This window comes from Methylotuvimicrobium sp. (assembly GCF_050611805.1).
Taxonomy (GTDB): Bacteria; Pseudomonadota; Gammaproteobacteria; order Methylococcales; family Methylomonadaceae; genus Methylotuvimicrobium.
The window spans coordinates 42,136-62,631 of the sequence record NZ_JBNGHF010000026.1 but is presented as its reverse complement, the minus strand read 5'-3'; the positions used below and the strand labels follow the sequence as shown (position 1 = coordinate 62,631).

Sequence of the window (20,496 nt, the reverse complement as noted above, 5' to 3'; positions counted from 1 at the left end):
ATGGTGAATGGTGAATGGTGAATGGTGAATGGTGAATGGTGAATGGTGAATGGTGGGCGAGTTATAGGAGGAGTTAGTGCTTGATTCGTGTTTCGGGCTTCCTTGCCCGGATTTTCCTAAAAGCCAAAGGTTATGCGGTTTTTTTTAGGCCTCTGGGCAGGGAAAAGACGACTTTTTCTTCAATGCCTTTGTTTTCAGTAATCGATTGACCGCCCCAGGCTTTCAATTGGTTGATAACTTCTTGTACCAGAACTTCCGGTGCCGATGCTCCTGCAGTAACGCCTACGGCAGAGATGTCGTCGAACCACTCTTGGTTCATGTCGTTAGCAGTGTCGATTAGATAAGCGGGCTTGCCCAGTTGTTCGGCGATTTCCCGTAAGCGGTTAGAGTTGGAACTATTCGGAGAGCCGACCACGAGAATCAAATCGGTTTTATTGGCAAGATCATAAACGGCATCCTGCCGGTTTTGCGTGGCATAACATATATCGTCCTTTTTCTGTTCCTGAATTGAGGCAAAACGTGCTCGGAGTGCGTCGACCATCACTTTTGTGTCGGTCATGGACAGCGTCGTTTGCGTCACGTAGGCCAGATTATTAGGATTATTGACCTCCAACTTAGCGACATCTTCCGGTGTTTCGACTAAATAAATGCCGCCGTTTTCGGTGCATTTTTCATATTGACCCATTGTGCCTTCGACTTCCGGGTGGCCGGCGTGACCGATCAGTATGACCTCTCTGTCTTGTTTGGCGTGCTTGGCAACCTGCAAATGGACTTTGGTGACTAGGGGGCAGGTTGCATCGAAAACGGTTAAATTACGCTCCTCGGCTTCTTCTTGGACTTTTTTCGAAACGCCGTGTGCGCTGAAAATCAAATAAGAGCCGACAGGGACATCGCTCAAGTCTTCGATGAAAATCGCGCCTTTATCTTTAAGGCCGTCGACGACAGTTCTGTTATGGACGACTTCATGGCGGACGTATATCGGGGCGCCGAACGCTTCGAGAGCTTGATCAACGATTTCAATGGCCCTATCCACTCCGGCACAAAATCCACGGGGGTTGGCGAGTATTATTTGCATATCTTGACTAAATTAGTAGGTTAAGGTGAGCTTATTTTAACCCAGCTTTAACATTTGCCAATCATAAAATATTGAATATTGAATAAAAGCGAATGGTATGGTGCTACATTGTAGCCTGAGTCTTTTAAAAAGCTGCGTAAAAGCGGGCATGATTTTTTAACTTGTATAATTTAATAGATTAGGCAGAATGCGCTATATTTAGTAAGGGCTGTGTTAACTCAATTCTGCCTCTGAGACGATAATTCCATCACTATCGGCATATAAAAAATAATCTTTTCTAAATTGTACGCCTGCGAAAGTCACAATGCTGTCCTGTTCTCCTTGGCCTTTTGTTGTGCTTTTAAGCGGATGCGCGTGGAGCGCGCGAATCCCGATCGGAATCGTATCGATTGCGGCCGCATTGCGAATACAGCCATAGACCACGATTCCTTGCCAGCCGTTATCGTAGGCCAATTGAGCAAGCTCCCGGTCGATCAGGGCGCAGCGGTGCGAACCTCCGCCGTCGACGACTAAGACGCGTCTCGATACTTTTGTCGATAAGGTTGATTTGACTAATGCATTGTCTTCAAAAGTTTTAATCGTCGTAATTTGCCCGCAAAAAGCCGGCGTTGCTCCGAATATTCTGAAAGTGGGGTCGGCGATTTGAAAGCCGTTAATTCCGGAGTATTCGTCACATAGATCGGCAGTGGTAAACGTCATTGGCATTACCGTGATTAAGGCTGTTGGAAACATATCATAACAGAATTGAGGTAAAAATAGTTTGTGATGGATGTATTTGAGGAGTCGAATTGGTGCTTCATTGTGTCATAGTGGTGCATTACTCAAGAATAGACCAAGGCGGGTATTTTATTTCTACTTGAAATATCATTTTGGCATGATTAGTGTTTAAGTTTTGGGGGTGATGACGGATAAATTAAGCTATTTATGAACACGATAATTGAAACGAATAAAACTAAGTTATTGTCTGCCATGCCGGCCGTAAAGAGTTACGAAGCTCGTCTTGCCTCGCTAAACGATTGGTGGGGGAAAATTGCGTTGATCGGTAAGATCAATAGCCATAATGTGGCGTCGACCATTCTTGACGACATGAATTTGACGAAAAGTAAATTCGGCGAGTTGCAACAGAAGCTGACTTATAATTTGCTGGTCGAGAATTTGAAAAAATTAGTGCTTGATAATTCATCGAAGGCGCAAGTCGCGATCGATTTACTGATTCGTAATTTATTCGAACGCACTGCGGATGTGGGTTTTTTGGCCACAGACGACGATATTCGCTCTTTCCTTATTTCCGGAAACTCAGATCGGGAGGGAATTGATTTTATCGAAAATCGACTGCGCGAATATGTAAAAAAGTATAGCGTATATGACGAGATCATTATTTTCGATACCGAGGGGCGGGTTAAAGCGCATTTGGACAACGAGAACCCGATCAGTCATTCAACGGATCCTCTCATTGCCGAAACTCTAAAATCGAGTGCGGAATATACCGAAACGTTTCGATATTCGGAATTACAGTCGAATAAACGGCATTCGCTGATTTATTCCTGCAAAATAACCGAAAGTAACCAACAAGGATCGAAAGCAATAGGCGTTTTATGTTTATGTTTTCGGTTCGACGATGAAATGGCTGGCATTTTCGGCGATCTACTAGCGGCGGATGATGATGGCACGCTAATGATATTGGGTACCGACGGAAAAGTAATCGCCAGTAGCGATGAGCAATTACTGCCGCTACAAGCGGCTTTTGCTAATGCTAATCCGGTAAGTATTGCATCGTATAAGCTGCGCGAATATATCATTAACACTCGACAAACCAAAGGGTATCAGGGTTTTTTCGGATTAGGTTGGACCGGGCGCATGATGACGCCGTTGGAAACGGCTTTTAAACGTAATGAAGCAGTCGATAGGGGAAGCGCTTACACCGATATTATCGATCAAGCCAGTACCTTCCCTCAAGAGTTGAAAGATATTCGCAAGGCCTCTTCCGATATAAATGCCGACCTCGGCTTGTTGGTGCTTAACGGTCAGATTGCATCGGCTCGGAAAAATGCGGCCGAATTTATGCCGGTTTTGGAGGCCATCAAACAAATCGGTTCCGATATTGCGAATATTTTCGCCGATTCGGTCAATAGCCTTCAGGAAGTCACGGTCATGTCCTCGCATTTGAACAATGCAGGGTTTTTAGCGTCGTTGGCGGTCGATATCATGGATCGTAATTTATACGAACGGGCTAACGATTGCCGATGGTGGGCGTTGACATCCACTTTTAGACACTGTTTGGCTCAACCGGAAATTTCGGTAAAGGATGAGCAGCGGATGACGGACATATTGCAATACATCAACGCTTTGTACACGATTTATACCAATCTTTATCTTTACGATAAAAGCGGTCGTATCTTGGCGGTGTCGAGTTCTTACGAGCGCTCGTTATTAGGCATGCAAGTCGACGAGCGAAGCGGAGCGCCGGCTGCGTTGAGGAATAGCGATTCACAGAGCTACAGCGTTTCGCCCTTCATCAGGACGCCATTTTACGGTAACCGCTATACCTATATTTACAATGCCTCGATCACGCATTTGGCAAGCCCGGATCGAGTACTCGGCGGGATCGGCATCGTTTTTGATAGTGAGCCGCAGTTTTCGAGCATGCTCGATGAAGTTTTACCGCGCGACGAAGCGGGAAAGCTGCTCGAAGGATGTTTTGCGTTTTTTACCGACCGCAATAAGATGATCATTGCTTCGGCTAATCACCCATCGCTCGGCGCCGGAGATTCGCTGGCGATCGACGACCGTTTTTTTGCGATGCGGACCGGACAAAGAGGTTCCGAAGTCATTCAATACAATGGTGTCCAATATGTTTTAGGAATGGCTGTGTCGAAAGGTTACCGCGAATACAAAACCGTTGACGGCTATAGCAACGATGTATTCGCATTTGTGTTCATTCCATTTTAGAAGCTTATGGTTGCGTTATATCTTTCGCACTTCAAATTTCGGCAGTGCCAGAGGAGGCGCCTGGGTGTCCGATAAGGCTTTGCCAGCATGGAGCTGGCATAGAGCCTACATGGACGTTTCACGGCGTCCTTTAGCGGACACCCAGGCGCCGAATTTTGAGCTACGACGGGTATATTTATGACCAAGTCCTAAAAATAACGCGCCAACAGTCCGTGTTGCGGGCTTATTTCCGGTAGCGGTATTTTTACCTCGTAGCCGCCGCCTAGAGCTTCTTGCATCGGTTGGCCGTGCAGGTCTTCCATATGTTCGACGATAATGTCGCGGTTGCCTTCGGGTAAAATCAATTCAATTTTATCGCCGACCGAGAATTTGTTTTTGACGTCAATTTCGGCCATGCCGGTCGCCGAATCGAAGTGTCTAATTTCACCGCAAAATTGTTGCTGATGGCTTTTCGAATAACCGGTAATATAGTTTTGATGCTCATGCGTGTGGTGGCGTTGATAAAAGCCGTCCGTATAACCCCGGTTGGCAAGGTTTTCCAAGACGCCGAGCAATTGCGGATTAAACGGACGTTCGGCCAGTGCGTCGTCGATTGCTTGGCGATAGGTTTGCGCGGTTCGTGCCACATAATAATGCGATTTGGTTCGGCCCTCTATCTTAAGGCTGTCGACACCGATTTCGACCAAGCGTTGAATATGTTCGATCGCGCGCAGGTCTTTCGAATTCATGATGTAGGTGCCGTTTTCATCTTCCATGACCGGCAGCAGTTCGCCTTTACGCCCTTCCTCCTCTAAAAAATAAACCTTATCGGCTAAGGGGTGGCGCTCGGCGCCGCCGCAACTGGCATTACTGATTTCAGACATCGACAAGGCGCCGCCGTCCAAGACATAATCGCCTTCGGCATTTTCGTGTGCTGGCAGTGTGTCGTATTTCCAGCGGCAGGAATTGGTGCAAGTGCCTTGGTTCGGGTCGCGGTGGTTAAAATAACCGGACAGCAAGCAGCGGCCCGAATAGGCAATGCACAGCGCGCCATGCACGAAGACTTCTAATTCCATGTCCGGACATTGCTGGCGGATTTCGGCAATTTCATCGAGCGACAATTCTCGGGACAGAATAATGCGTTGCACCCCGATTGTTTGCCAGAACTTAACCGTGGCATAGTTGACTGTGTTGGCTTGTACGGACAAATGCACCGGCATTTCCGGCCAATTTTCCCGAACCATCATGATCAAACCGGGGTCCGCCATGATCAATGCATCCGGTTTCATCGCGATGATCGGAGCGATGTCGGTTAGGAAAGTCTTGATTTTGCTATTATGCGGAATGACATTGGTCGCCAGAAAAAACTTTTTTCCGAGCCGGTGCGCTTCGTCGATGCCTTTGGCTAAGTTGTCGGCCAGAAAGTCGTTATTGCGCACGCGCAGACTATATCGCGGTTGGCCGGCATAAACTGCGTCCGCGCCGTAAGCGAAAGCGTAACGCATGTTTTTAAGGGTTCCGGCAGGAGAAAGTAATTCAACGGATTTCATTATTAGGTTAGAGTCGTATAATCAGCGATTGGAAAAGATTCGGTGCGGAGCGAATTTGAGGAACGGCGCCGTCGAATCATGATTCATAATTGACGATATTTTATCACTTAAGTTCTATCCGTCCGCAAATCGTTGTAATTTACTCGTTATACCTTTCGCGCTTCAAATTTCGGCAGTGTCTTAGGAGGCGCCGGGGTGCTCGGCTAAGGCTTTGCCAGCATGGATTTATTCACTGCGTCCTTTGACGGGCACCCCGGTGCCGAATTCATCTACGGTATAAATTCCGGGCGTGGAGCTTTTTTCGATTCTATTGACGCGGCGAGAAATTGAATGGCGGCTTGGTTTTTTGTATTTTTGGCGGGAATTCTGATTATCGGCAGTGCTTTGATTTTGTTGCGAACCGCCAAGATTCCAAGATTGCCCGAACACGCGAAAGATCGTGCTGAGCGGCAAGATGAAGGCGGCGGTTAGACATTGCGCCTAGGTGCGCAAATATTCAGCGCGGGAAGACTCTTAAACTAAAGGTCACCGGCCCGTCATTAACCAGCGAGACTTGCATGTCGGCGCCGAATTGACCGAATTGAACCTGTGTATGCAAGTCGACAGCTTTTTTTTGCAAATAATTGAAGAGCGTCAAACCGTGTTCGGGGGAAGCGCCTCGGCTGAAACTAGGCCGATTGCCGCTGTCGGTGTCTGCCGCGAGCGTAAATTGAGGCACCAATAACAAGCCGCCGTCAATGTTACGCAAACTGAGATTCATCTTGCCCTCGGCGTCGGCGAAAATGCGGTAGTTAAGGATTCGCTCCAGCAAGCGGTCCGCTTCCTTTTCGGTGTCGTTTTTTTCGACCGCGACCAGAGCGAGTATGCCGCGTTCGATCAGGCCGATGTCTTGTTGCTGAACAGTTACTTTTGCGCAGGCCACGCGTTGAATAACGGATATCATGGGATGTTTCTGTACAATAGCGTTTTTTGGCACGGAATTATAGCGTTCCGGCTCGATATCGGCTAATCGTTAAATCAAAAATCGGCAGTTTAACCATGAAGCACATGAAGTTCATTAAGTAGCTCAAGAGCTTAAAGTTTTATACGAACGAGCAACAAGTTATTGCATTAACTCATTATTCTTCATTATCTTCATGGTGAAATGCTTTTTCTAGGTTAAACCTTATTAAGGATTTGGTCATAAATAACCTCCCTATTTTTAATGCAAGGCAAGCAGGTTCGGTAATTCGATTGGCAGGTGTCGGCGGCAGGGAAAGCCGCCGTCAAGCCTACACGGACGTATTCATCCAGCACCTAAATTCCATAACCCATTGGCTATGGTTAATTAACTTGGATAATTTAGGTGCTGGGTTCACGGCGTCCTGTCAAGCGAGTTACCGAACCCGCTACAAAACTCATAGTTCCAGGAAGTTATTTTTCACGAAATCCTAAATCCATGCTCCAGGTCTTGCTTAAATCAATTGTTCTATTGCTGGGTATCTCTGCCGCCTGCGCCGATGAAATTTATCGCTGGCAAGATGAAAACGGCAAATTATATTTTTCGGACAAGCGACGAGAAGGCGCCGAGCGTCTTACGATAAACCCTGGCTATTCTTATCACCGTATTCAATATGTTTATGACGGAGACACGGTGAAGCTGGCAGACGGTAGAAAAATTCGCTTACTCGGTATCAACGCGCCGGAGGTCGAAGGACGCAATAAAAACGCGGAGGCTGGAGGCGAAGAAGCTAAACGTTGGTTAACTCACGCATTGAAAGGCAAGCGCGTGCGTTTGGTTCTCGATACCGAACAAAAGGACAAATACGGGCGGGCGCTCGCACATTTATTTACCGAGGACGGCCTGCACCTCAATTTAGAGCTGGTTAGATTAGGCTTGGCTGCACTCAGTGTTTTTCCGCCGAATTTACGTTATAGCGACGAACTGCTCCTCGCCCAAACTGAAGCCGAAAAAAACTTTCGCGGCATCTGGAGACGGCCTGAATACCGAATCAAGCCGGCATCGAGTATTCGATTGGGTAATCATAGAGGTTGGCAGCGAATTTCCGGGCGCGTCAAAAAAATCAGAACGACGCGTAAATATGTTTATTTGACGCTTGGCGAACGCGTCGATTTTCGTATCGAACGCGCCAATCTAGCCTTGTTTCCAAACCTTCAAGGATATGTCGGCAAAGAAGTCGAAATTCGCGGTTGGCTCAATCGGTCCAAGGAGCGTTTTTCGATGCTGATTCGGCATCCTAGTTCGGTCAAGATACTCTGAGAGGCAGTAAATCTTATAGGCTACTTCCTTTTGATTGAAAAATCGTTTAAGTGAGCTTACTTTACTCAGGGCGAACGGGATTGAGAATGCGCAACTGATTTTTTAGGTTAATAGCAGTGCATCAGGGAGAGAGGGGAAAAAATGAAATTTGAAGCGCGATGACTATAATCGCAACCAAATGATAATTTTTTCTTAAATATGTAGAGCTTATGGCCTAAGCTTTTATCGACGGAGTGTGTTGTTTTTTTTGACATACTATGTACCGCACTTTATAGTTCAGCCATGAGTCGGCGTCTTAAACGTTTAGCGTTTGCCTCGAAGCTTCGGCCGACACTTGATAACCAAGCCCTTTCAAGACCCTATCCGACTCTTCCAAATCGGTCACTGGAAAAATAGAACCAGATGGAAAACGAATTTTTCAGCAAGCCCATCCTCAATTCGCCTTACGAATATCCGGCAAGGCATTGGGAACTCGATGATAAAGGACAACCCACGCAGCACATTGTAGAGCAGCGCCGACGGGCAGAATTTATTACCCCCATCCCAAAACCGAAGAAACGGAAAGGTGCCGGCGAACAGGCTCAGCTATTCGAATTTGAGGAATCCGATGAAATTTCTTCAAGCGATCAGCGTTATGACCCAACCCCAATCATCAATGAATTGCGTAAAAGCATAGATGACTGGCGCAAGCTACCGGATCCGACGAGTTGGTTAGTTACGCCTGAAACCGCACGTTTGCTTCAGCACTGGCGTCATCACTCATTTAATGGCGTGAAGCCGTTTTTCTGTCAGATAGAAGCCGTAGAAACGGCTATCTGGTTGACGGAAGTCGCTCCCAAGCTCGGCAAACAAGGCAAACGCTTCATCCAGCACTTGGAGATAGCCAATCAAAACGCTAACCCCGGCTTGCTGCGTTTGGCATTAAAGCTTGCTACAGGCGCAGGCAAGACCACAGTGATGGCTATGATCATCGCTTGGCAAACCGTCAACGCCGTACGCCGTCCCAATAGCAAAAATTTCTCGCGTGGTTTTTTGATCGTTACACCGGGATTAACCATTCGTGATCGTTTAAGGGTGCTGCAGCCCAACGATCCCGATAGCTACTACCAAAGCCGTGAAATTGTGCCCGGCGACATGCTGAGCGATATAGAGCGTGCCAAAATCGTCATTACCAATTACCATGTTTTCAAATTGCGCGAGCGCTTGGAAATATCCAAAGGTAATCGACGGTTATTGCAAGGTCGTGGAAGCGACGCGTTAAGTACGCTCGAAACGGAAGGCCAAATGCTGCAGCGCGTCATGCCGGAATTGATGGGCATGAAAAACATTATGGTACTCAACGACGAAGCCCATCACTGCTATCGTGAAAAGCCTAATCAAAATGACGAGGGTCTTAAAGGTGACGAAAAGAAAGAAGCCGAAAAAAACCGCGAAGCCGCTCGACTCTGGATTACCGGTCTAGAAACCGTCAATCGTAAATTAGGCGTTCAGCGCGTAATGGATTTATCCGCAACGCCGTTCTTTCTCAGCGGGTCGGGTTATGTCGAAGGCACGCTATTTCCCTGGGCAATGAGCGATTTTTCCTTGATGGATGCCATCGAATGCGGCATCGTCAAATTGCCGCGCGTTCCGGTTGCGGACAATATTCCTGGAGCGGAAATGCCCAAATTTCGCAATCTATGGGACCATATAGGCAAAAAAATGCCTAAAAAAGGACGAGGCCAGGGTAAAACGCTTGATCCTTTAAGTATTCCGGTCGAATTACAAACCGCACTGGAAGCGCTCTACGGCCATTACGAAGAGACCTACCAGCTCTGGCAGGCTAGCGGCATCAAAGTGCCGCCGTGTTTTATCGTGGTTTGTAACAACACCAGCACATCTAAACTGGTTTACGACTACATTTCCGGTTTTCGTCCGGAAAACCAGGATGGCTCATCCGGTTTTGTGAATGGCCGATTGCCACTGTTTCGTAACTTCGACGAACATGGCAATCAGTTAGCCCGGCCCAATACGTTGCTCATCGACAGTGAGCAGCTCGAATCCGGCGAAGCGCTCGACAATAATTTTCGCAATATGGCCAGCGACGAAATCGAACGCTTCCGACGCGAAATCATCGAGCGTACCGGCGACCGCAAACAAGCCGAGAATCTATCCGATCAAGAGCTATTACGTGAAGTGATGAACACCGTCGGCAAGGAAGGCCGATTAGGCGAATCCATTCGCTGTGTGGTTTCAGTTTCCATGCTAACCGAGGGTTGGGATGCCAACACGGTAACTCACGTTTTGGGTGTTCGCGCTTTCGGCACCCAATTACTTTGCGAACAAGTGATTGGTCGTTCCTTACGCCGCCAATCTTACGAACTCAACGAGGAAAACCGGTTCAATGTCGAATATGCCGACGTTCTGGGGATACCGTTCGACTTCACCGCCAAACCCGTCGTAGCACCTCCGCAACCGCCCAGACAAACCATTCAAGTCAAAGCGGTCAGACCTGATCGCGATCAATTGGTCATTCAATTCCCCAGAGTGCAGGGCTACCGGGTCGAACTACCGGAAGAACGTCTCACAGCAGAATTCAATACCGATTCCATCCTGCAATTAACACCTGATTTGGTGGGGCCTTCCGTTACCCAAAATGCCGGCATCATCGGCGAATCCGTGGACCTTAACTTGGTCCACACCGGCGACATGCGCATGTCGAGCTTATTGTTCCATCTGACTCAACGTTTGCTCTACACCAAGTGGCGCGATCCGGGCGACGAAGCCAAACTACATCTTTTTGGCCAACTCAAACGCATCACGAAACAGTGGCTGGATACCTGCCTGGAATGCAAAGGCGGCACTTATCCGGCCCAATTGATGTATCAAGAACTGGCAGACATGGCTTGCGAACGCATTACCGCCGCCATCACCCGAACATTGGTCGGTACGCGTCCAATCAAAGCCGTGCTAGATCCTTACAATCCCACTGGTTCAACGAATCACGTCAGTTTCAACACCTCTAAAACCAATCGCTGGGAAACCGCTGCAAACCGTTGTCACATCAATTGGGTGGTACTCGATAGCGATTGGGAAGCGGAATTCTGCCGCGTTGCGGAAAAACATCCCAAAGTAAAAGCTTATGTCAAAAACCATAGTCTGGGCTTGGAAGTGCCTTATCGCTATGGCTCGGAAACCCGTAAATACCTGCCCGATTTCATTGTTCGCGTGGACGATGGCCACGGCGAGGATGACTTGCTAAATCTGATCGTCGAGATTAAAGGCTATCGACGCGAAGACGCCAAAGACAAAAAAGCCACCATGGATACCTATTGGATACCCGGTGTCAACAACCTCCTTACCTATGGCCGATGGGCCTTTGCAGAGTTTACCGAGGTATATCAAATCGAAACGGACTTCGAAGCCAAGGTCGAAGCCGAATTTGCCAAGTTGCTGGACGCAGTTAGCCAAGGCCAAAATTGATATGTATAGATTTTGCCGCTTTGCTATACATGTTCCTGTCGATATACATAGAAAACAGCACTTTTTTAAGTGTTCAGGATTGGTACTCAACTCAAATTTCAAGCAAAGATCATGAAAAGCGATTTAATTCACAACCTCACCGAGAATTTTGAAGCCCACGCGCAACAAGCCGACAACGGTGTTGAATTTTGGCTAGCCCGAGATTTGCAAATTCTTCTGGGATATAGCAAATGGGATAACTTCCTGAACGTAATTTCCAAAGCTAAAACGGCCTGTGAGGTCTCGGAGCACAACGTCTGCGACCATTTTGCCGACGTCGGGAAAATGGTCGACCTCGGCTCAGGCAGCCAACGGGAAATCGATGACATCATGCTCACCCGCTATGCCTGTTATCTGATTGCCCAAAATGGCGACCCTAAAAAACAGGAAATCGCCTTTGCCCAAACCTATTTCGCCTTGCAAACCCGGCGGGCGGAACTGATCGAACAGCGGCTACTGGAAGCCGAACGCGTCTCCGCCAGAAAGAAACTCAGCGAAACCGAAAAAGAACTATCTCAGATCATTTACGAACAAACGGGCGGCAATCAAAACTTCGCTACCATTCGCAGTAAAGGCGATCAAGCCTTGTTTGGCAAATCTACCCAAGCCATGAAATCTCAATGGAAAGTACCTGATGGCCGGCCATTAGCCGACTTTGCCCCCACCATTATTCTCAAGGCGAAGGATTTCGCCACCGAAATCACCATTTTCAATGCGCGCCAGCATCAAATGAACACCGAGCCCTCGATTGCCAAAGAACACATCACCAACAACACAGCGGTTCGCAACACCTTACTGGAACGCGGCATTCGCCCGGAAAGCCTGCCATCCGCAGAAGACGTGAAGAAAGTGGAACGTCGATTGGCAAGCGAAGAAAAGAAATCCATCAAAAATCCCGACGCATTGGACTCATAAACTTAACGGACAATCATGGCAAAAAAATCCGATAAACTCAGCGTCGAAACTATTACCCACGACGAAGCCACCCGCCTTAACATTCCCACCGCCGAATACCAATCGGTGATGGACAAGGACGAACAAAGCCCGATTCGATTGGCCTATGAGCGCCGCAATCGTGATCTCGATCCGCAATTGGTTTGGCGCGGCAAGGACGAGCAGGATTGGTCGGACTTGGTCGTGCATGCACCTCCACTGTATATCCAGGAAAAAGTCCATCCCAAGGTCTTGATCGACGACTTGCTGCGTCGCACCGAAAGCCGGCAACCGGCGGAACCCGATCAAATTGATCTGTTTTCCGACTTCAACGGCCTGCCCAACGACAACGCCAAAACCGAGTTTTATCGCCACGACGGCCATTGGTCCAACCGCATGATTTTGGGCGACAGCTTAGCTGTCATGGCCAGCTTGGCCGAACGCGAAGGTTTGCGCGGCAAGGTGCAATGCATTTATTTCGATCCGCCGTACGGCATCAAATTCAACTCCAACTTCCAGTGGTCCACCACCAGTCGCGACGTCAAAGACGGCAACACCGACCACATTACCCGCGAGCCGGAACAGGTCAAAGCCTTTCGAGATACCTGGCGCGACGGCATTCATTCCTATTTAACGTATCTGCGCGACCGGTTGACCGTGGCGCGGGATTTGTTGACAGATTCGGGGTCGATTTTTGTACAGATTGGTGATGAAAATGTGCATCGGGTTCGGGCGGTGATGGATGAGGTTTTTGGTGAAGATAATTTCATCTCAACGATTGCGTACGCGAAAACCACAGGATTCTCAGGCGATACACTTTCAAATGTAGCTGACTATATGGTTTGGTATGCCAAGAAAATAGGCCAGCTCAAGTACCGCGATCTCTACACGGCTAAGCAAGCTGGTGAGGCCGGTGCTTCAAAATATCGGGAGATATCCACTATTCAGGCTCTTAGAAACTCTGCCCATGAACGGACTCGCCTTGCGACGTCAGCTGATCTGACGTCGCAAGGCGAGTCCGGTTCTGAGCAGCGATTTTTTTTCGCCGGTCGTGAATGGACTCCGCCAAAGGGTCTCCATTGGAAAACCACAGTAGAAGGCTTGGTTCGTGCTGCAAAAGCAGGGCGGATAATGCAAGAAGGCGCATCAGTGCGTTATGTACGCTGCCTTGATGATTTCGCGGCCAACCCCAGAACTAACATTTGGCTCGATATCGGAGGCGTTCAAAGCCGAACCGATCCCAAAATATATGTGGTTCAGACAGCAACAGAAGCAGTGCAGCGTTGTGTGTTGATGACCACAGACACCGGTGACCTCATCCTCGATCCTACCTGTGGCTCCGGTACCACTGCCTATGTCGCCGAACAATGGGGCCGCCGCTGGATTACGATGGACACGTCTCGCGTCGCATTGGCTCTGGCCCGTGCCCGCATCATGGGCGCACGTTATCCGTATTACTTGCTGGCCGATAGCTACGAAGGCCAACGCAAGGAAGCCGAACTAACTCGCACCGCACCGTCCAGCCAACGTACCAGCGGCAATATCCGGCACGGCTTTGTTTATCAGCGTATACCGCATATCACGCTAAAGGCCATCGCCAACAATGCCGAAATCGACGTCATCTGGGATAAATTTCGGGAAAAGCTGGAACCGCTGCGCGAGCAACTGAACTCGATTCTCGTAGGTTGGGCCGAACAACGTGATGCCCAACAATCGGGCGCCTCGAACGTTGGGCATCGCTCCCGCTCAGCCCAACCTACGCCATTCAAACCTTTTGAAGAATGGGAAATTCCCCGCGAAGCCGACGCCAACTGGCCGGATGCCGCAAAACAATTACATGCGGAATGGTGGCAACACTGCATCGCCCGCCAACAAGAAATCGACGCCTCGATCGCAGCGAAAGCCGATTCCGAATACCTGTACGACAAACCCTACGAAGACAAGAAAAAAGTCCGCGTCGCAGGGCCGTTCACCGTCGAAAGTTTGTCGCCGCATCGGGTACTGACTGTCGATGAAAACGATGACCTGGTCGATGGCGTGACCGAAGCGGATTCCGAGTACCGCGAAGAACGCGATTTCGTGCAAATGGTTCTGGAAAACCTGAAAACAGCCGGCGTGCAGCAAGCGCATAAAACCGACAAAATCGACTTCACATCGCTTATCCCTTGGCCCGGCGAACTGATTTGCGCCGAAGGCCGCTATAGGGAAGGCGAAGAAGATTCCGGTACCGAGAAGCGCGCGGCCATCTTCATCGGCCCGGAATTCGGCACCGTTTCCCGCCCGGATCTGGTTGCCGCCGCCCGCGAAGCCGGCGACGCCGATTTCGACGTACTGATCGCTTGTGCCTTTAACTATGACGCCCATTCCTCGGAATTCGACAAACTCGGCCGCATCCCGGTGTTAAAAGCCCGCATGAACGCCGATCTGCACATGGCCGACGACCTGAAAAACACCGGCAAAGGCAACTTGTTCGTGATCTTCGGCGAACCCGACATCGACATCCTCGACGCCGAAGACGGCAAGATTCAAGTCAAAGTCAACGGCGTCGACGTATTCCACCCCAACACCGGCGAAGTCCGCAGCGACGGTGCCGAAGGCATCGCCTGCTGGTTCATCGACAACGACTACAACGAAGAAAGCTTCTTCGTCCGCCACGCTTATTTCCTAGGCGCGAACGATCCCTACAAGGCCCTGAAAACCACGCTGAAAGCCGAAATCAACCCAGAAGCGTGGGCAACATTAAACAGCGATACCTCAAGGCCGTTCGAAAAACCCAAATCCGGTCGGATTGCGGTGAAGGTCATCAACCACCTGGGGGATGAGGTGATGAAAGTATTTAGAGTAATTTAAAGTTATGTTTAAATTACCTATTAATTTTCAAGATAATATTGTTTGAATAAAAACATTGAGATTAAAAATCTCGACTTAAGAGAATTTAATGAGCACTGAAAACATAGATAAGGTTAACGAGGACGTTGAGGAAATTGAAGGGCTTGGGAAAGATGAGGATGATTCTTTAGGTGAATACCCAATCGATACGCTGTTAATTAGAAATGAAACACGCACGGTTCATGATGTGCTTCGTCGTATCGACAAAGGTGCTTTTGTCATGGACCCAGATTTTCAACGAGATTTCATATGGTCTGATGACAAACAGAGCAAACTCATTGAATCTGTACTTATGCGAATTCCATTACCTGTATTTTATCTAGGGGAGGACGATCAAGGCAGAATGATTGTTGTAGATGGTTTACAAAGATTATCAACCTTTGATCGATTTGTTAAAAACAAACTCAGATTAAAGCTTTCTAATCAAATAGATCTTGATAAGAAATTCTTTCAAGACCTTTCTCCTAAACTTCAGAACCGTATCGAGGACTGCAATTTAATTCTATATATCATTGACTCTAAAGTGCCTGAACGTGCAAGGTTAGACATTTTTGAGCGAGTTAATGGTGGCGTTCCTTTGACGCGACAGCAAATGCGCAATTGCTTATATAATGGAAAAGCTACTCGATTTCTTAAATCTGAGGCTGAAAGAGAACTTTTTAAAAAAGCAACAGGAAGAAGTCTAAAAAATCAATCTATGAGGGACAGGGAATTTGTAAATCGATTTTGTGCTTTTCATCTTTTGCCTATTGAGGATTACAAAGATGACATGGATGATTGGCTTGCATTAGCATTAAAAAAAATGAATAAATTGAATGAAGAAGATCTTCATTCCTTATCTCTTCAGTTTCAGAATTCCCTTCAGAATAATTATTGTCTTTTTAGAGATCATGCTTTTAGAAAGCATACACCTGGTCAAAACAGGCGAAGCGTTCTGAATGCTTCACTATGGGATGTCATGATTACTGGGTTAGCGAAATATTCTCATGACCAGGTTCAAAGTCATGCAGAACAATTAAAAAATCAATATTACAAACTTATTAATGACGAAAAGTTTGTGTGGTCAATTACCTATGGACCTAACAGTCCCGATCGAGTAAGGCATCGTTTTGAAGAAACTCAAAAAATGCTTGAAGGAGTATTTAATGCTTACTCGTCTTGACCTAAAAAATTTTAAGTGCTTCGAATTACTTCGATTACCTTTAGAGCCTCTTACTCTATTATCCGGTTCGAATGCTTCCGGTAAATCATCGGTGCTACAAGCTTTGGTTTTACTTCACCAAACCATGCGTGAACACGAATGGTCGACACGCCTGATGTTAAATGGTGAATCTATTAAATTAGGATCTGTATCGGATGTTGTAGATAAGATTCATGGTCGAAAATCTTTTGAAATTTGCCTGATAGACGACGACCAGACCTATGAATGGACTTTCGTTGGGGAACGAACTGAAATGTCCATGGAAATAGAATGTGTAGAGATCAATGATAAAAAATATAATCAACCAGGTTTTTTACGCTTCTTGTTGCCGCTCAACGTATGTGATAAACCCTCACTACCTCGTCGCCTTACTGGTCTTACCTATATCACAGCAGAACGAATAGGACCGCGCGAGGTATATGCACTTGAAGATCGTCAAATTGCCTCCGTTGTTGGCCCCGCAGGCGAGCATGCAGTTAGCGTTCTTCATTGGGGAAGGGATAATCCTATCCTTGATCAGCTTGTAGTCCAAAACGAGCCAAATACACTACTACGTCAGGTAGAAGCACGAATGCGTATGTTTTTTCCCGGATGTGGGTTGGTAGTTCAGCAAATTCCACAAGCAAACGCAGTTACGCTTGGGTTGCGGACTTCAAGCGATACTGATTTTCATCGCCCCATACATGTTGGCTTTGGTCTAACTCAAGTATTACCCATTGTTATTGCCGCTTTATCTGCATCTGAAGGTGACATCTTACTAATTGAAAACCCAGAGGTTCATTTACATCCAGCTGGGCAAGCCCTAATGGGGCAATTTTTAGCTGATGTAGCAACGGCTGGTGTCCAGGTTATCTTAGAAACTCATAGTGATCATGTTCTTAATGGAATCCGGCGTGCTGTGAAAAGTAACCGAATAAAACCTGAACAAGTTGCAATACATTTCTTCAGACAGCGATCGGAGGAAATCGCTCAGGTCACAAGCCCATTGTTAGATAGTTCGGGTAACATTGATAGTTGGCCAGATGGTTTCTTTGATCAGTTTGATAAAGATGTAAATTACTTCGCAGGATGGGGAGAATAATGTGGAGCTTCTGGTAAATGATATGTCCTTAAATGGACAGTTTCCAGATATTGCAACTTTTAAGATTGCCATGGAAAAAATTCTAAGGATGCGAGGATTGGCAAAGCAATTTGGAAAAGAAATATATTGTCATAGAAACCTCGCTAATGCATCGGTTATGCACGATTTATCAATGCCGGAGGCAATTCAATCATTTGATAGGAATAAAAGACAAGCCATTATGCAATGGCTAACGAGGTATGGACCTTTTTGGGACGATTCGCGGTTACATAGTCCAGATGACTATCTTGAATGTAATGGCGAAGTTGTTACTGACACTGCAATTGGCGAGGCTGCATTCAATTGCTTTAGAGGTATTCAGCGTGACCTTATCAGTCTTACTCCCTCGTCTTGGGAATATTCGCCCATTTCTGTAGATTGGATTGCCAACGACGATATTAGTCGACGTTTCACTATTATTAATCATTGGGAAGAAAGAGAACTAGAGTCAAGCCTACAGGCAGCTCCTTTTCCTATCTTGTCGTGGGAACAGTTAGCTAACGCTGCAAAATCACGATGTACCAATCTTGTTTTTTCTTTGGACAGTTTTAGTTACCTTGATGGGCATCCTTTTGTGCATGGAGCCTCACGGCAAATATTAATACTTTTGGAAACTTTAAACCGTTTCAAAAACTGCTTTGACGAACGAGGAGAAAGAACATCAGAAGGGCATCAAATATATCAAAATCATTTCACCGGAGACAAAGCTTGGTTTACTGATTCATCAGATACCGAAAAGAATGAATTTAAAGAATCTCTTACATTTAGCCATCCAGCAAAGGATGGTTGTTCTTTATTTTGTACTTGGCACGGCAAAATAAAAACGCCTCAACTTCGAATTCATTTTTCTTGGCCTGTAAGTGCAAATGAGCCATTATATGTAGTTTATATAGGACCGAAGATCACTAAACGCTAAAGAATCTGATCTTCAAGAGAAGGACAAATGAACTTTCGGATCGCCGATACATTCACCGACAGCCTAGCCAAACTCATCGGCGTGGAACAAAAAGCTGTTAAAACTACCGCATTTGATCTGCAACTGAATCCGGAAAATCCCGGCTTCAGTTTTCATAAACTGGATCGAGCTAAGGACAAGAATTTCTGGTCGGTCCGGGTCAATACCGATATTCGCATTATCGTCCACAAAACGCAGAGCAGTTTGCTGTTGTGCTACGTCGACCACCATGATAAAGCCTATCACTGGGCAGAGCGCCGTAAGTTGGAGACGCATCCGAAAACCGGCGCGGCGCAGATTGTCGAGATTCGCGAACGCGTCGAGGAAATCGTCGTTCCCAAATACATCGAGACTCCGGTCAGCAAGCCCAATAAACCGTTGTTGTTCGAGAAATTTTCCGATGATGAATTGCTCGGCTTTGGCGTGCCGCACGATTGGTTGGCCGATGCTCGGGCGGCGGATGAAGATTCGATTCTGGATTTAGCCGATCATTTACCGGCAGAAGCGGCCGAAGCCTTATTGGATTTGGCTGTCGGTAAAACGCCGTCGAGTCCGCTGCTCATTGGGCCCGACACCGATCCTTTTCAGCACCCGGATGCCTTGCGCCGCTTTCGCATCATGGCGAACGCGGAAGAATTGGCCTTGGCGTTGGATTACCCGTGGGATAAATGGACGGTATTTTTACATCCCGCTCAACGTCAATGGGTGGAGCGCGAGTTCAAAGGGCCTGCACGGGTCTCCGGTTCCGCCGGAACAGGGAAAACTATCGTCGCACTGCATCGCGCGGTGTATTTGACCCGGCAAAATCCGGATGTGCGGGTTTTGTTGGCTACGTTCTCGCCGACATTGGCCCATGCGCTACGTAATAAATTGAAGCGGCTGATTAGCCAAGAGCCCCGGTTGGCCGAACGGTTGGAAGTACATGCGTTGGACGGAATCGGCCAACGCCTTTACGGGTCTAATTTCGGCAAATGCCGGTTGGCGGATTCTCATTTGATCCGGGATTTGTTGAGCACCGCATCCAAACGTGTAGAAGGCTATAAGTTCAGCCACACCTTTCTGTTTTCCGAATGGCAGCAAGTAGTGGATGCCTGGCAGTTGGATTGCTGGGAGGCTTATCGAGACGTCAAACGGCTGGGCAGAAAAACGCGATTGCCGGAAACCCAAAGGAAAGTGCTGTGGGCGATTTTCGAACAGGTGAAAGTTGCTTTAGATGCTCGCCAGTTGATAACTCTGGCTACCGTTTTTACGCGTCTGGCTCAGCATTTCACCGATCAAAAGCGGTTGCCGTTCGATTTTGCCGTCATCGACGAGGCTCAGGACATTAGCGTGACACAGTTACGCTTTTTGGCCGCCCTGGGCGGTAATCGAGAAAATGCGCTGTTTTTTGCCGGAGATTTGGGCCAGCGGATTTTTCAACAGGCTTTTTCCTGGAAATCGTTGGGCGTCGATGTGCGGGGGCGGTCGAGAACGCTGCATATCAACTATCGCACTTCCCACCAAATTCGGGCGAAAGCGGATTTGTTGTTGGGGCCTGAAGTTGCGGACGTCGATGGCAATGTCGAAGAGCGAGATGGCACGATCTCGGTATTCAACGGTCCGAACCCTTCGATAATGAAGTTGGAATCGATTGAACAAGAAGCTAACGCTGTAGCCGATTGGTTGGTCAATCTTACCGGCAACGGTGTGAAGCCGGATGAAATCGGGGTGTTTGTTCGTTCGGAAAATGAATTGTCGCGCGCCGGTGAGGCGGTCAAGGTGGCCAATTTACCGTTTCTGGTGCTCGATGAACGTGTCGAAACGACAACCGGCCATGTTTCGATTTGTACGATGCACGCAGCCAAGGGTTTGGAGTTTCGAGCGGTTGCTGTGATGGCATGTGATGACGAGATCGTTCCATTACAAGCCAGGATTGAATCGGTAAGCGATCAAGCCGATCTGGTAGAAGTCTACGAGACCGAACGGCATTTGCTTTACGTGGCATGCACGCGCGCCCGGGATTATTTGTTAGTCTCGTGTGGCGACATGCCGTCCGAGTTTGTCGATGATTTGCAAGAACGTTAGAAATAAAAGAAAAGGCCCAA

14 protein-coding genes are annotated in these 20,496 nt (G+C 47.7%); 10 read left to right on the top strand and 4 right to left on the bottom strand.

What is annotated here, in order from left to right; genetic code table 11:
- Positions 1-130: 130 nt before the first annotated feature.
- Positions 131-1,075 (bottom strand): 4-hydroxy-3-methylbut-2-enyl diphosphate reductase, encoded by a 945-nt coding sequence (gene ispH, locus ACRJJO_RS13565; RefSeq protein WP_431066236.1) that lies wholly within the window; start codon positions 1,073-1,075, stop codon positions 131-133.
- Positions 1,076-1,288: 213 nt separating this feature from the next.
- Positions 1,289-1,774 (bottom strand): ribonuclease E activity regulator RraA, encoded by a 486-nt coding sequence (gene rraA / locus ACRJJO_RS13560; RefSeq protein ID WP_404359653.1) that lies wholly within the window; start codon positions 1,772-1,774, stop codon positions 1,289-1,291.
- Between the two features lie 225 nt (positions 1,775-1,999).
- Between rraA and ACRJJO_RS13555 the strand changes: the two genes are divergently transcribed.
- Positions 2,000-4,024: a cache domain-containing protein gene (locus tag ACRJJO_RS13555; RefSeq protein ID WP_431066235.1), complete on the top strand. Its 2,025-nt coding sequence runs from the start codon at positions 2,000-2,002 to the stop codon at positions 4,022-4,024.
- A gap of 188 nt (positions 4,025-4,212) precedes the next feature.
- Here ACRJJO_RS13555 and yegQ read toward each other — a convergent pair whose 3' ends face one another.
- Positions 4,213-5,553, bottom strand: a complete 1,341-nt coding sequence (yegQ, locus tag ACRJJO_RS13550) for a tRNA 5-hydroxyuridine modification protein YegQ (protein WP_431066234.1) — start codon at positions 5,551-5,553, stop codon at positions 4,213-4,215.
- Positions 5,554-5,883: 330 nt separating this feature from the next.
- On the opposite strand from yegQ, the gene ACRJJO_RS13545 reads away from it, so the two are divergent.
- A complete protein-coding gene (locus ACRJJO_RS13545) occupies positions 5,884-6,024 on the top strand; it encodes a hypothetical protein (protein WP_431066233.1) in 141 nt (46 codons plus the stop codon).
- Positions 6,025-6,049: 25 nt separating this feature from the next.
- Here the strand turns inward: ACRJJO_RS13545 and dtd are convergent, their stop codons facing one another.
- Entirely contained in the window at positions 6,050-6,496 is a 447-nt protein-coding gene (gene dtd / locus ACRJJO_RS13540; RefSeq protein WP_431066232.1) for a D-aminoacyl-tRNA deacylase, read from the bottom strand.
- A gap of 495 nt (positions 6,497-6,991) precedes the next feature.
- Here dtd and ACRJJO_RS13535 point away from each other — a divergent pair, with 495 nt between their 5' ends.
- The 8 genes from ACRJJO_RS13535 to ACRJJO_RS13500 all read left to right on the top strand — a co-directional run bounded on the left by ACRJJO_RS13535 (position 6,992) and on the right by ACRJJO_RS13500 (position 20,476).
- Positions 6,992-7,813 carry a thermonuclease family protein gene (locus ACRJJO_RS13535; RefSeq protein WP_431066231.1) on the top strand — a complete coding sequence of 274 codons (822 nt, stop codon included), beginning with the start codon at positions 6,992-6,994 and terminating at the stop codon, positions 7,811-7,813.
- A 402-nt stretch (positions 7,814-8,215) separates the two neighbouring features.
- Positions 8,216-11,275 carry a BPTD_3080 family restriction endonuclease gene (locus tag ACRJJO_RS13530; protein WP_431066230.1) on the top strand — a complete coding sequence of 1,020 codons (3,060 nt, stop codon included), beginning with the start codon at positions 8,216-8,218 and terminating at the stop codon, positions 11,273-11,275.
- A gap of 111 nt (positions 11,276-11,386) precedes the next feature.
- Entirely contained in the window at positions 11,387-12,229 is an 843-nt protein-coding gene (dinD, locus tag ACRJJO_RS13525) for a DNA damage-inducible protein D (RefSeq protein WP_431066229.1), read from the top strand.
- 15 nt (positions 12,230-12,244) lie between these two features.
- Entirely contained in the window at positions 12,245-15,097 is a 2,853-nt protein-coding gene (locus ACRJJO_RS13520) for a site-specific DNA-methyltransferase (protein WP_431066228.1), read from the top strand.
- A gap of 88 nt (positions 15,098-15,185) precedes the next feature.
- Entirely contained in the window at positions 15,186-16,298 is a 1,113-nt protein-coding gene (locus tag ACRJJO_RS13515; RefSeq protein WP_431066227.1) for a DUF262 domain-containing protein, read from the top strand.
- The gene (locus tag ACRJJO_RS13510; protein WP_431066226.1) at positions 16,246-17,418 is read left to right on the top strand and encodes an AAA family ATPase; all 1,173 of its coding nucleotides are present in this window, start codon (positions 16,246-16,248) and stop codon (positions 17,416-17,418) included. The genes ACRJJO_RS13515 and ACRJJO_RS13510 overlap by 53 nt, the downstream gene beginning before the upstream one ends.
- A 1-nt stretch (position 17,419) precedes the next feature.
- Positions 17,420-18,373 carry a hypothetical protein gene (locus tag ACRJJO_RS13505; protein WP_431066225.1) on the top strand — a complete coding sequence of 318 codons (954 nt, stop codon included), beginning with the start codon at positions 17,420-17,422 and terminating at the stop codon, positions 18,371-18,373.
- 27 nt (positions 18,374-18,400) lie between these two features.
- A complete protein-coding gene (locus ACRJJO_RS13500) occupies positions 18,401-20,476 on the top strand; it encodes a 3'-5' exonuclease (RefSeq protein WP_431066224.1) in 2,076 nt (691 codons plus the stop codon).
- The last annotated feature ends 20 nt before the right edge of the window (positions 20,477-20,496 follow it).

Coding starts and splice junctions, on each gene's coding strand:
- ACRJJO_RS13555 (WP_431066235.1), top strand. CDS start 2,000: ATGAACACGATAATTGAAACGAATAAAACTAAGTTATTGTCTGCCATG.
- ACRJJO_RS13500 (WP_431066224.1), top strand. CDS start 18,401: ATGAACTTTCGGATCGCCGATACATTCACCGACAGCCTAGCCAAACTC.
- ACRJJO_RS13530 (WP_431066230.1), top strand. CDS start 8,216: ATGGAAAACGAATTTTTCAGCAAGCCCATCCTCAATTCGCCTTACGAA.
- ACRJJO_RS13520 (WP_431066228.1), top strand. CDS start 12,245: ATGGCAAAAAAATCCGATAAACTCAGCGTCGAAACTATTACCCACGAC.
- ACRJJO_RS13535 (WP_431066231.1), top strand. CDS start 6,992: ATGCTCCAGGTCTTGCTTAAATCAATTGTTCTATTGCTGGGTATCTCT.
- dinD (WP_431066229.1), top strand. CDS start 11,387: ATGAAAAGCGATTTAATTCACAACCTCACCGAGAATTTTGAAGCCCAC.
- dtd (WP_431066232.1), bottom strand. CDS start 6,496: ATGATATCCGTTATTCAACGCGTGGCCTGCGCAAAAGTAACTGTTCAG.
- yegQ (WP_431066234.1), bottom strand. CDS start 5,553: ATGAAATCCGTTGAATTACTTTCTCCTGCCGGAACCCTTAAAAACATG.
- ACRJJO_RS13515 (WP_431066227.1), top strand. CDS start 15,186: ATGAGCACTGAAAACATAGATAAGGTTAACGAGGACGTTGAGGAAATT.
- ACRJJO_RS13545 (WP_431066233.1), top strand. CDS start 5,884: ATGGCGGCTTGGTTTTTTGTATTTTTGGCGGGAATTCTGATTATCGGC.
- ispH (WP_431066236.1), bottom strand. CDS start 1,075: ATGCAAATAATACTCGCCAACCCCCGTGGATTTTGTGCCGGAGTGGAT.
- rraA (WP_404359653.1), bottom strand. CDS start 1,774: ATGACGTTTACCACTGCCGATCTATGTGACGAATACTCCGGAATTAAC.